The 14,217-nt window shown below is 62.2% G+C and carries 2 protein-coding genes; both read right to left on the reverse strand.

All coding sequences use genetic code 11. The features are described from left to right. Positions 1-69: 69 nt before the first annotated feature. On the reverse strand, positions 70-885 hold the full coding sequence (locus ACZ0A4_RS14780; protein ID WP_463575353.1) for an alpha/beta fold hydrolase: 816 nt from the start codon (positions 883-885) through the stop codon (positions 70-72). A 198-nt stretch (positions 886-1,083) separates the two neighbouring features. After that, positions 1,084-14,082: a non-ribosomal peptide synthetase gene (locus tag ACZ0A4_RS14785; RefSeq protein WP_463575354.1), complete on the reverse strand. Its 12,999-nt coding sequence runs from the start codon at positions 14,080-14,082 to the stop codon at positions 1,084-1,086. Positions 14,083-14,217 lie beyond the last annotated feature (135 nt).

Here is a 14,217-nt window from a genome sequence, read left to right on the forward strand (position 1 = left end):
GTTCACAGACTCTGTGTTCACTGCGGTCACTGTGGGAGCGGGCTTGCCCGCGAAGAACGATGACTCGGTCTAACGGTTGCGCTCGCTCAGAAAGGCAAACAGCACCTCCGTCACAAACTCGGGATTCTCCAGACTGGAGATATGCCCCGCGTCCGGCACCAGCACCCACGGGCAACCGATCAGCTCTGCCATTTCCTGCGCTTCCGACGGTGGTCGCGGCTTGTCCTGATCGCCACACATTACGAGCGTGGTTGCCGCATTCAACTCGCCCAGACGTAACAACAAATCATCGCGACCAAAGGTAATACGCCCCATCGGCACGATACTTTCGCGTAGCCGATCCGAGGAGTACGCCGCCAGTTTCGCGCGGAAATCCTGATACAGCGCCGACTGTGGATCGATGCCCGGGCGGAAGAAGATCGGCACGACGATATCGAGCAGTTGTTCGGAAATCTCGCCGGTGTCTTCTATCTGCTTGAACAGTGAGAAATAGTACTGACGAGTAGGCTCCGGTTCGACGCCAACATACGTGTCCATCAGCACCAGACCGTTGATCCGCTGCGGTGCCGACAGTGCGAGACGCACGCCCCACATGCCTCCGACCGACAGCCCGACGAGAGTGACCTGATCGATGTCAAGATGGTCGAGCAAAGCCTGCGCCTGACGAGCGATGTCGTCCAGCGACGCCGTGCCTTCAGGCAACCGCCCCGACTCGCCATGGCCCCACAGATCCAGCGCAATCACCCGATAGTGCGGCGACAAAGCGGCAATCTGCGGCGCCCACATGGCTTGATCCCACAGATAACTGCCGGCCAGCAATACCGCCGGGCCTGTGCCTTGATCAATGTAATGCAGCGCTTGTCCGTCAACCGTGAAAAAAGGCATCGACCATCCCCGCGACAAAAAAGAGAACCGGCAGACTGAGCTGCCGGTTGCTGATCGTCAACATTGGAAATGATGCCTTTTGTGTTGGTGTTGATGCCGCCTTCGCGAGCAAGCTCGCTCCCACATCGGTTCTGCGTACACAGGACCCAATGTGGGAGCGAGCTTGCTCGCGAAGAGGCCAGTACAGACACTCGAGAACTAAAGGCCCTCCAGCTCCGCCATCAGATCATTCAACCGATCGACCTTCTCCTCGGTGATATCACTCGCCGCCAGCCCATCGATGTACTCAGCCAGCTCCTCCACCGTGCTGCACTCGAACATCGCTCGCAGCGGCACGTCACGTTGCAGGGTTTTCTGCACGCGCGAGGCTATCTGCGTGGCCAGCAACGAGTGCCCGCCCAGCTCGAAGAAGTTGTCGCGTACACCGACCTTTTCGACCTTAAGCACCTCGGCCCAAATATCAGCCAGCGTCTGTTCAAGATCATTGCGCGGGGCCAGATAGTCCTGGCCCTGCAACTGGCCGATCTCCAGCGCCGGCAGGGATTTGCGATCGAGTTTGCCGTTGGCATTGAGCGGCATCTGGTCGAGCCACAACCAGTGCAGCGGCACCATGTATTCCGGCAGTTCGGCGCGCAGGCGCTGTTTGATCCGCTCCAGGCGTTCACTTGGATTCAGCGCGCTATCAGCAGCGACCAGATACCCGACCAGGTGCTTGCCGTTGACGCCTTCCTGTACACCGACCGCGCCATCGCGTACTTCCGGTTGTTCGTGCAGGCGCGCTTCGATCTCACCCAGTTCGATGCGGTAACCGCGAATCTTCACCTGATGGTCGACCCGGCCGACGTACTCCAGCACACCGTTGCTGCGGCGCCGCGCGAGGTCACCGGTGCGATACAAACGCTCGCCCGGCGCACCGAACGGGTTCGGCACAAACACTGGCGCGGTGCGCAGCGGATCGCTGACATAACCACGACCGACGCCCGTGCCCGCCACGCACAACTCACCCACCGCGCCCAGCGGCACCAGTTCCAGCGCGCCGTCGACCAGGTACAGCAAGTTGTTGTCGGTCGGCGTGCCGATCGGCAAGTAACTGCCGCGCGTCGAGGCCATGTCGACACGGAAGAACGCCACGTCATCCGAGCATTCCGCCGGGCCGTAAGCATTGACCAGACCGATGTCCGGGTAACGCAGCAGCCATTGGTGCGCCAGCTCCGGCGGCATCGCCTCGCCGGTTGGCAGCATCCAGCGCAAGCCATCCAGACTCAAGCGATCCGAGGCAAGCATGCCCTGAATCAGCGACGGTACGCTTTCAAGAACAGTGATGCCCTGCGCCTGCACATGCACCAGCAACCCTTGCGGATCGTGGGCGATGGTGTTCGGCACGATGTCCACTCGCGCGCCGAACAGCGGCGCGGCGAGGAACTGCCAGACCGAAATGTCGAAGCTTTGCGAAGCGGTCTGGGCGATCACGTCGGCGTCGCTCAGGTGCAGATATGGCACCTTGCTCAATTGGTTGTTGAGCATGCCGCGCTGCTCGACCATCACGCCTTTCGGCAAGCCTGTCGAACCCGAGGTATAGATCACGTAAGCGAGGTTGTCCGGGCCGCTGTAAATGCCCAGGTCCTGCGCCGATGTCGCTGCCGCTTGAATCTCTTCCCATACCAGCAACCTTGGACGATTGGCGCAGCTGAATTCATCCAGCAAGGTCTGCGCCTGTGCACGGCACGCTTCGCTGCAGACCAGCACCGGCGTGCAGCTCAGCTCGATGATGCGTTGCAGACGCTGACTCGGCAGGCCCGGATCCAGCGGCAGATAACCCGCGCCAGCCTTGAAGCTGCCGATGATCATGCCGAGCAGATCGAGATTACGTTCACCGAGCAACGCCACCGGTTGATCCATCTGCACCCCGGCCGCGACCAGTGCATGGCCGAGACGGTTGGCATTCTGGTTCAGCGCGGCGTAGCTCTGTTGCTGATCAAGACACGTCGCGGCGATGCGCTGCGGATGCGCGGCAACTTGCGCTTCGAACAGCGCAACATAGCTCTGCTCCAGCGGATAATCGTGGGCACTCTGGTTGCAACCGTGCAGCAGGAAATCCTGTTCCTCGGTACCCAGCAGCGGCAGATCGGCCATGTCGCCATGGAAACCATCAACCAGCGCCAGCAGCAGACGCTTGAACTCGCCGAGCATGCGTTCGATGGTTGACTCATTGAAATAACGCTGGTCATACGACAGGTGCAAACCGAGGTCGTCGCCCGGGTAGCACACCGCCGTAAGCGGGAAGTTGGTGTGGGTACGCCCGGAGTCAGAGGTCGCATTCAGGCTCTGCGCCCGATCGAGTACCGAGACTTCGACCGGGGCGTTTTCGAAGACGAACAGGCTGTCGAACAGCGGCTGGCCTTTCGGTAATTCGCTTTGTTCCTGAATGTTCACCAGCGGCAGGTATTCGTACTCGCGCAGCTGCATGTTGCTATCGAGCAGACCGCTCAACCACTGACGCACGCTGCTGCGTTCATCATCAGCCGGCATCTGCACCCGCAGCGCGATGCTGTTGATGAACAGGCCGACAGTGCGCTGCATCTCCGGCATTTCCACCGGACGCCCGGCCACGGTGACGCCGAACAGCACGTCACGATCACCGCTCAGACGGCGCAGCACCAGCGCCCACGCCGCTTGGGCGAAGGTGTTGATGGTCAGCTGATGGGCCTGCGCCAGTTCCCGCAGACGCGCGCCGTCCTCGACATTGAGGCGGGTGTAGCGGTCGCCGACGATCATGCCGCCGCTTTCACCGGCGTGTTCACGCAGGAACGGCCGGTCGCTCGGGATCGGCGTGGTGCGTTCGAACCCTTGCAGGTTCTGCTGCCACCAGTTCTGCGCTTCGGCGAGGCTCTGGCGTTGCAGCCAACCGATGTAATCGCGATAACGCGGCGGCACGGCGAGTTGTGCTTCGCGACCTTCACCGAGGGCGGTGTAGATTTCGAAGAAGTCGTTCATCAGCAGCGAACGGCACCAGGCATCGATGAGGATGTGGTGGTTACTCATCATGAACCAGTAACGCGCCGCACCGACCTTGATCAGGCGCAGGTGGAACGGCGCCTGATTGAGCAGATCGAAACCGGCCTCGCGCTCGTTTTTCAGCAGCGTTTGCAGCTTCGGTTCCTGCTTGGCTTCGGCGATGACGCTCCAGTCCAGATACTCGATCGGCGTACGGCCCGGCGTGTGGATTACTTGCAGCATGTCTTCGCCGACGTTCCAGCAGAACGACGCGCGCAACGCTTCATGACGGGCGATCACCGCTTGCCAGGCATGGGCGAAACGCTCGGCGTCGAGTTCGCTGTTGATGCGGTAGCGATCCTGCATGTAGTACAGACCGGTGCCCGGCTCGAGCAAGGTGTGCAGGAGCATGCCTTCCTGCATCGGCGTCAGCGGATAGACGTCTTCGATGTGCGCGGCCGGCACCGGCAAGGCATCGAGTTGCGCTTGAGTCAGCTTGGCCAGTGGGAAGTCCGACGGCGTCAGGCCACCGGCCTCGTCTTGCAGGCAATGGGCGATCAGGCTTTGCAGCTCGCCGAGGTAGGCATCGGCCAGATCGTTGATGGTCTGTGCGTCGTAACGCTCGGCGCTGAAGGTCCAGCGCAGCAGCAACTCACCGCCGTAAACCTGGCTGTCGACGCTCAGTTCGTTCGGTAGTGGCGCCTGCGGATCATGGGCGGCACCGACCGTTTCATCGAGCGGGCGGAACAGCGCATCGCTGCCGAAACTTTGATCGAACTGGCCGAGGTAGTTGAAGGTGACCGGCGCCTGCGGCAGCGCGGCCATGCTGCGCTGGCTGAGGTCATCGGCGAGGTATCGCAGCACGCCATAGCCGAGGCCTTTGTGCGGTACCGCGCGCAGTTGCTCCTTGATCGCCTTGATCGAAGCGCCCTGCCCCGCAGCCTCTTCGATGTTGTGCGGAGTCAGGCGCAGTGGGTATGCGCTGGTGAACCAGCCGACGGTGCGAGTCAGATCGATCTCGTCGAACAGGGTTTCGCGACCGTGGCCTTCCAGTTGAATCAGCGCCGACGGTTGACCGCTCCAGCGGCAGAGTACGCGGGCCAATGCGGTCAGCAACAGGTCGTTGACCTGAGTGCGGTAGGCACTTGGCGCCTGTTGCAGCAGTTGTTTGGTGTACTCGGCATTGAGACGCACGCTGACGGTTTGTGCGTGACGATTCTGCTGACCGCCCTGCGGGTTTTCACAAGGCAGATCAGCGCTCGGGCCGGCCAGTTGGGTCTGCCACCAGTCGAGTTCTTCGCGCAGGGATTCGCTGCCGGCGTAGGCCTGCAAGCGTGCCGTCCAGTCCTTGAAGGCACTGGTTTTCGCCGGCAGTTTGACCGCTTGTTCGGCGTCGAGTTGGCGATACACGGTTTGCAGATCGTCGAGCAATACACGCCACGAAACGCCGTCGACCACCAAGTGATGAATCGCGATAAACAGGCGTTGTTGACCTTGCGGGCCATCGACCAGTACGGCTCGCACCAACGGCCCTTGTTCAAGGTCGAGGCTGCGCTGGGCATCGGCGAACAGCGCTTCGCACTGGGCCATCGAGGTCACGCGCACTTGCCACAGTACGGCGGCGTCGGACACCGGTTGGTGCGTCGCTTGCCACTGGCCGTCGACCTCGGTGAAACGCAGACGCAAGGCATCGTGCTGCTCGATCACGGCCAGCAGCGCCTGCTCCAGACGGTGCGGTTCCAGCGGCACGGTCGGTTCCAGCAACAACGCCTGGTTCCAGTGCTGTCGCTCAGGAATTTCAGTGTCGAAGAACCAGTGCTGAATTGGCGTCAAGCGCGACTCACCGGCCACCAGCCCTTGCTCGGCCGTCACCTGCTCGGTGCGGCTGGCCACAGCGGCCAGCGTCTGCACAGTCTGATGCTGGAACAGATCACGCGGACTGAAATGAATCCCCTGCTGACGTGCACGGCTGACCACTTGAATCGACAGAATCGAGTCGCCACCGAGTTCGAAGAAGTTGTCGTTGAGACCGACCTGTTCGACGTTGAGCACTTCGCACCAGATCTGCGCCAGGGTCTGCTCAAGTTCGTTGCTCGGCGCAACGTAGTCCTGACGATTGAGCTCCGGATCCGGCGCCGGCAAGGCGCGGCGGTCGAGTTTGCCGTTGGCGGTCAGCGGCATGCTCGCCAGCAAAATCAGGTGCGTCGGCACCATGTAATCCGGCAGCTGTGCCTTGAGGTGCGATTTCAGCGCTTCGCGCAGCTTGGCTTGCTTGGCTTCGTTTTGCTCAGCGACATCGGTGACGAGGTAACCGACCAGTTGCTTGCCGCTCGGCGCATCGAGTGCAAGCACCACGGCTTCGCGGATCGAGTCGTGATCGAGCAGGCGCGTTTCGATTTCGCCCAGCTCAATACGGAAACCACGAATCTTTACCTGGTGGTCGATCCGCCCCAGGTATTCCACCAAACCATCGGCACGCTGGCGCACCAGGTCGCCGGTGCGGTACATGCGCCCGCCATCAGTGGCGAACGGGTCAGCGACAAAACGTTCGGCGGTAATGCCCGGACGGTCGTGATACGCCTGAGCCAGACCGGCACCGCCGACGAACAATTCACCGGTCGCACCTTGCGGCACCAGCGCCAGATCGGCGTCGAGAATGTACGCGACACGCGCGCCAATCACGCTGCCGATCGGCACACTGCCGGCGCCCTCCTCCAGCACTTCCGGCGCCAGACTGGCCAGTGGCATGACTACGGTTTCGGTCGGGCCATAGGCATTGAAGAACATCGCTGGTTTGAATGCCGCGCGAATCCGTTGCAGGTGTTCACCGGTCAATGCTTCACCGCCGGTGATGATCATCCGCACCGGCAGAATTTCATCTTGCGTCGACAGGAACTGCGCCAACTGGCTGCCGTAGCTCGGGGTGAAACCGAGCACGTTGATTTTATGCGTGCGGATCAGACCGCAGATTTCTTCCGCGTCCCACTGACCTTGTGCACGCAACACGACCTGCGCACCGCTGAGCAGCGGCACCAGCAGACGCTCGGTCGCCGCGTCGAAGTTGATTGAGTAGAAGTGCAGCTCGCAGTCGTCCGGGCGCATGCCGAACCGCTCGATCACGGCTTGGCAGTGCATGGCGATTTCGCCGTGGGAGACCACTACTCCTTTCGGTTTACCGGTCGAACCTGAGGTGTAAATCAGATAAGCCTGATGCTGCGGCAGGCTGATAAATGGCAGCTCAGTGGCCGGATAAGCGGCGAGAGCTGCGCTGTCATCTTCCAGGCACCAGCGCGCCACATTTGGCGGCAGATCGCCGAGGGCTTTGAACATCGCGCGATCACTGAGCAGCAGGCCGATATGGCTGTCTTCGATCATGTAGTGCAGACGGTCTAGCGGGTATTCCGGGTCCAGCGGCACGTAAGCACCGCCAGCCTTGAGAATCGCCAGCAGGCCAATGACCATCTCCAGCGAACGCTCCAGCGCCAGACCCACGCGCACTTGCGGGCCGACGCCACGCTCACGCAAGGCCCAGGCCAAGCGATTGGCGCGGGCGTCGAGCTCGGCGTAGCTCAGGGTCTGCCCGGCGAAGGTCAACGCAGGTGCGTCTTTGCGCGCCAGCGCTTGTTCGGCGAACAGGTGATGAATGCACTGATCGAGGCGATGTTCGCCCGGCTCGACGCCGAGGCTGTCGAGCAGGTGCTGTTGCTCGGAGTGATCGAGCAGCGGCAATTCGCTGAGGCGCTGTTGCGGATCGGCAATCAGCGCTTCCAGCAAGTTGCGCCAATGTCTGGCCATGCGCGCGATGGTCGGCTCGTCGAACAAATCGGTGCTGTAAGTCAGGCAGCAACCGAGGCGATGGTCGAGGTCGGTGACTTCCAGATTGAGGTCGAACTTGGTCGCCCGCGCATCGTTGGCCAAGTACTCGACGGTCATGCCAGCGAGCATGCGGCTCTGCTGGAATTCCCAGCGCTGCACATTGCACATCACCTGGAACAGGGGGTTGTACGCGGCGCTGCGCGGCGGTTGCAAGGCTTCAACCAGATGATCGAACGGCAGGTCCTGATGCGACTGGCCTTCGATCACGGTGTGACGCACCTGCTCGAACAATTCGCCGACCGACATCATGCCGTCGAGCTGGCAGCGCAGCACTTGGGTATTGAGGAACGCACCGATCAGCCCTTCACTTTCCGGACGGATGCGGTTGGCCACCGGCGCGCCGATTCGCAGATCGGTCTGGCCGCTGTAGCGGTACAGCAGCGTGGCGAGCGCGGCGGTCATGGTCATGAACAAGGTCAGACCGTTTTGCGCATTGAACGCACGAACCCGCGCGGCGAGGTCGTCACTGAGGTCAAAACGGAACAGCTCGCCTTGGTGGCTTTGCACCGGCGGACGCGGACGGTCGCCGGGCAATTCCAGCAGCGGATGTTCACGGCCCAGTTGCGCGGTCCAGTAGTCGAGTTGGCGTTGACGCTCGCCGGACTCCAGCCAGTTGCGCTGCCAGACGCTGTAGTCGAGGTACTGCACCGGCAGAGGCTCGAGCGGCGAATCACGATCATCGACAAACGCTTCGTACAGTGCACTGAGTTCGCGGGCGAAGATGTCCATCGCCCAGCCTTCGGTGACGATGTGGTGCAGGGTCAGAACAAAGTAATGCTCGTGATCGGCAGTCTTGACCAGACAGGCGCGCAGCAGTGGGCCGGTTTCCAGGTCGAACGGCAAATGCGCTTCTTCGTCAGCCAGTTGCTGAACCTTTTGTTCACGTGCATCGGCGGCAAGTTTTGAAAAATCCTTCCAACCCATGCGCAGACCGGTTTCGGCATGCACCTGCTGACGAGCGACGCCGTCGACACTCGGGAACGTGGTGCGCAGGGTTTCGTGACGCAGGATCAGCGCTTGCAAAGCGGCCTCGAAACGCTCGACGTGCAACACGCCACGCAGGCGCGCCATGCCGCCGACGTTGTACGCCGGGCTGTCCGGCTCCATCTGCCAGAGGAACCACATGCGCTGTTGCGAGTAGGACAGCGGCACCGGTTTGCTGCGATCAACCTTGTCGATCGGCGGCTGTTTGTTGGTGCGGCCGCTGGCCTGGATCAGGCGGATCTGCTCGGCGAAATCACCGAGTTCGCTGTGCTCGAACAAGGCCCGCAACGGTAGTTCGACGTCACAGGCCTGACGGCTGCGCGAGATGATTTGCGTGGCCAGCAGCGAGTGGCCGCCGAGGGCGAAGAAGTCGTCGCGCAGGCCGACCTGCGCCAGGCCGAGCACTTCACGCCAGATCGCGGCGATCTGTTGTTCCAGTTCGGTGACCGGTTCGACGTGTTCACGCACTTGCCATTGCGGCTCGGGCAAGGCACGGCGGTCGAGTTTGCCGCTGGGGCTCAGGGGCATTTCTTCCAGACGCATCAGTTGCGCCGGGACCATGTATTCGGGCAGCTCGGCGGCCAGAGCAGTTTTCAGGCGAGTGATTTGCCCGTCGTGATCTTCGTTGATATCGGTCGCGGTGAAGTAGCCGATCAGTTGCGCACCGCCAGCAGTTTCGCGTACCAGCACCACGGCTTGGGCGACGCCGTCCTGGGCGAGCAGGCGCGCTTCGATTTCTTCCGGTTCGACGCGGAAACCACGCAGCTTGACCTGTTGATCGAGACGGCCGAGGTATTCGATCACGCCATCGGAGGTCCAGCGCGCACGGTCGCCGGTGCGGTACAAACGTGCGCCTTGCTCGCCCAGCGGATCGACGACAAAACGCTCGGCGGTCAACGATGGCCGACCGAGGTAACCGCGAGCCAGACCGATGCCGCCGATGCACAGTTCACCCGGCACACCGGGCGGCACTGGATTGAGATCGGCGTCGAGTACGCGGCAAATCACGTTGCCCAGCGGACGACCGATCGGCGAGCGCTCGCCATCGGCAGTGGTGCAGTGCCAATGGGTGACGTTGATTGCGGTTTCAGTCGGGCCGTAACGGTTGTGCAGTTGCACCGCTGGCAGTTGCGCGAGGACTCGGTTGCGCAGTTCGGCGGGCAGCGCTTCACCGCCGGAGAATACCCGGCGCAGGCTGGTGCATTCGGCGCTCAGTGGCTCATCGATGAACAGCGAAAGCAGCGGCGGTACGAAGTGCAGCGTGGTCACGCCATATTCCTGAACCAGTTGAACAATGCGATGCGGATCGCGGTGTTCACCGGGGCCGGCGATCAACAGACGCGCACCCGTGATCAGCGGCCAGAAGCATTCCCACACCGACACGTCGAAACTGATCGGGGCCTTTTGCATCAGCACATCGGTTTCATTGAGCGCGTAGGCGTTCTGCATCCATTGCAGACGTTCGGCCAGTGCCGCGTGGGAGTTGCCGACACCTTTCGGCTGGCCGGTGGAACCCGAGGTGTAAATCACGTAAGCGAGGTTGTCGCCGTGCAGGTGCAAGCCCGGTGCCTGGCTCGGCCAGTTTTCCAGGTGCAACGCATCCATGGCGATCACGCTGACGCCGTCGCTGGCCGGCAAACGCTCGAGCAATTCGGTCTGAGTCAGGAGCAATTCGACGCCGCTGTCGCTGAGCATGTAGGCCAGGCGATCGGCCGGGTAATCCGGGTCCAGCGGCACATAGGTGCCGCCGGCCTTGATGATCGCCAGCAAGCCGATCAACAGTTGCGGCGAGCGCTCGGCAGCGATGGCCACGCAGACATCCGGGCCGACGCCTTTGTCGCGCAAATAGTGCGCGAGACGGTTAGCCTGAGCGTGCAGTTCAGCGAAGTCGAGGCTGCCACCGTCCCACACCAGCGCGGTGCGTTCCGGGGTTTGTCGGGCCTGTTCGTTGAGCAGTTCCGGTAGCCATTGTTGCGCCGGGGCGCATGGCGCGACGCCCCAGCCTTGTTGCTGATCGTGCTCGGTGGTGGTCAGCAGTTGCAGATCGCCGATGGCTTGCTCCGGGTGTTCGCAGACTTCGCGCAGCAGGTTGCTGAAGTGCTCGGCCAGACGCTCGATAGTCGTAGCGTCAAACAGTTCGCTGGCGTAGTCGAACGACAGCGTCAGACGACCGTTACGGTCTTCTTCGCTATGCAGCTGCAGGTCGAACTTGGCTTCGCGGCTGTGCCACGGTAGTTCTTCGGCGAGCAGGCCCGGCAGGCGCTTGAGCGCACTCAGATCGCGCTGCTGGTGGTTGAACATGACCTGGAACAGACCTTGTTCGCGGGCCTGCGGGAAGGCTTCGAGCAATTGTTCGAACGGCAGATCCTGATTCGCCTGCGCACCGAGTGCGGCTTGGCGGGTCTGGGCCAGCAGCTCGGCAAACGACAGGCGCGAATCGATTTGCGCACGCAGCACTTGGGTGTTGATGAAGAAGCCGATCAGGCCTTGGGTTTCCAGGCGCGGACGGTTGGCGTTAGGCACGCCGATGCGGATGTCGCGCTGACCGCTGTAACGGTGCAGCAGGCTTTGTAATGCCGAGAGCAGCAACATGAACGGCGTCGATTGGTGCGCCTGCGCCGTGTTGCGGATCGCATCGCTGAGGCTGACGGCCAGACGCACGGTATGGCGTGCTGCGCGGTGATTTGTTTGCGCAGAGCGCGGATGGTCAGTGGCCAGTTCCAGCGCTGGATGCTCCTCACCCAGTTGCGCTTTCCAGTACGTCAGTTGTCGCTCGCCCTCGCCTTGCGCCAGCCATTGGCGCTGCCAGCTGCCGTAGTCGGCGTACTGGGTTGGCAGCGGCGCGAGGCTGGCCGTTGCGCCTTGCGACGCGGCGGCGTACAGGCGCGAGAATTCGTCGATCAACACGTTCAGCGACCAGCCGTCGGCAATGATGTGGTGCATCGTCACCAGCAATTGATGATCTTCGTCGTCGAGACGCACCAGCGTCACCCATAGCAGCGGGCCTTTTTCCAGGTCGAACTGAGTACGCGCTTCGTCTTCGCGGATCTGCTGGGCGCGGGCCTCGCGTTCAGGTGCAGGCAAGTCGCTGATGTCGATCAGTTGCAGGTTGAATTCGGCGGCGGCAGCGACTTGTTGCAGCGCCACACCGTCGCGTTCGAAGAAGCGTGTGCGCAGCGACTCGTGGCGCTCGATCAATTGCTGGAAACTGGCGCGCAACGCGTCTTCGTCCAGTTCGCCGCTCAAACGCAGGGCACCGGGAATGTTGTAGGCGCTGCTCTGAGGGTCGAGTTGCCAGGTGATCCACAAACGGTTTTGCGCCAGCGATTGCGGCATCGGCTCGCTGCGCGACAGTGCGGTGATTGCACCTTGCGCGCTACCGCCGTCCTGTTGCTGTTGCGCGACACCAGCGGCGAACGCGGCCAGCGTCGGCGCTTCGAAAAGCAGGCGCAGGTTCAGCTCAAGCGCGAGTTCTTCGCGGACGCGGGCGATAACTTGGGTGGCGGCGATCGAGTTGCCGCCAAGCAGGAAGAAGTGATCGTCGGCGTTGACCTGTTCGACGTTGAGTTGCTCGGCCCAGATTTTGCCGATCAGTGCTTCGAGTTCGGACGCGCTGGTGGTCGACTCTGGGCTTTCGGACGCCGTCGAAGGGAATACCGCGTAGCTGTCGAGGCTGCCATCAGCCAGACGATTACGGCATGCCGAGCGCTGCAATTTGCCGCTGGAGGTTTTCGGCAAGGCGCCTGGATTGAGTAGCACCACGACGCTCGGGGCTTCCTGATAAGCCTCGGCCACCGCCTGGCGAATGGCTTTGATCAAAGCTTCCGGCGGCAGGATTTTCTGCACGCTGCGGCTGATTTCCGCGGCGATGCCGATGCCCTCTTCGCCATTCTGATTGATCGCGAATGCAGCGACGCGGCTCTTGCGCACCACCTCCACTTCGTTCTCGACGGTCTTCTCGATGTCCTGCGGATAGAGGTTGTGGCCGCGCACGATGAGCATGTCTTTCAGGCGGCCAGTGATGAACAGCTCACCGTCGCGGATAAAGCCCAGATCACCGGTGCGCAACCAGGTACGACCGGCGTGCTGGACGAAGGTCTTGGCACTGGCTTCGGGGTTGCGCCAGTAGCCGTGGGCGATGCTCGGGCCGGCGGCCCAGACTTCGCCAACCGCGTTGTCGGCCAGTTCTACGAGCGCGTTCGGCTCGACGATCACTACGGCGTGTTCCGGCTGGCTGATGCCGCAACTCATGATCGGACTGCCCTCACCTGGCTCGGCGCGGTTTTGCGCCAGCGCCTGATCGTCCACGCGCAGTGCCGGGATGCCAGTGCCGCGCGGAGTGCCGGCAACGAATAGCGTCGCTTCGGCCAGACCGTACGAGGCCATGAAACTGTCCTCACTGAAACCACACGCGGTGAACTTCTCGGCGAAGCGTTCAAGGGTGTCGAGACGGATCGGCTCGGAACCGGAATACGCCACGCGCCAACGGCTCAGATCGAGCCGTTCGAGTGCCGACTCACTCACTCGCTCGCTGCACAATCGGTAAGCAAAGTCCGGCCCGCCGCTGATGGTGCCGCCGTATTCGCTGATCGCTTCCAGCCAGCGCAATGGCCGGCCGAGGAAGTACGCTGGCGACATCAGGATGCACGGCACACCACTGAAGATCGGTTGCAGCAGACCGCCGATCAAACCCATGTCGTGGTACAGCGGCAACCAGCTGACGATCACGTCGTCAGGGTTCACATCGATGCCGAAACCATGACGGATCAGCAATTCGTTGGCGACCAGATTGCTGTGGCTGACCTGCACGCCTTTAGGCAACGCGGTGGAGCCGGAGGTGTATTGCAAGAAGGCGATGTGGTCTGGTGGCAGATTCGGCTCAACCCAGTTTTGCGCCAGTGCGCTGTCGAGGCTGTCAACACACAGCAGCGGCGGCGCGCCTTCGATCTGCTGCAAGGCGTCGCGCAGGTCGGCGCTGGTTAGCAGCAGACGCGGTTCGGCGTCGGCAATGATCGACAGCAAACGCTCCTGATGGTGACGACGCGCGGATTCCGGCGGATAGGCCGGCACCGCGATCACGCCGGCGTACAGACAACCAAAAAACGCCGCGACGTAATCCGGGCCACTGGGAAACAGCAGCACCGCGCGATCACCGAATTCAGTGTCAGCCTGCAACGCGGCGGCAATCATGCGTGCGCGTTGATCCAGCTCGCGATAACTGAGCACCACAGCCTGCTCCGGGTTTTCAGCGAGAAAACGCAAGGCCAGTCGATCCGGCGTCAGGGCCGCGCGGCGCTGGAGGGCTTGGACCAGGGTGCTGGGGAGTTCGAACGCGTCGGTCATGAGGTTTCCTGCCTGAATTCGGCTTGCTAATGGAATCGGGTTGCTGCGTCACGCCCCTCAAAGGGCATGCAGGGCGCGGTCTGTGCCGACCGCGCAAGGCATCGGAATGCTGTCTGGCCGGGACTGTGCGCCCGG

The organism is Pseudomonas sp. AC172, assembly GCF_979258595.1.

Coding starts and splice junctions, on each gene's coding strand:
- ACZ0A4_RS14780 (WP_463575353.1), bottom strand. CDS start 885: ATGCCTTTTTTCACGGTTGACGGACAAGCGCTGCATTACATTGATCAA.
- ACZ0A4_RS14785 (WP_463575354.1), bottom strand. CDS start 14,082: ATGACCGACGCGTTCGAACTCCCCAGCACCCTGGTCCAAGCCCTCCAG.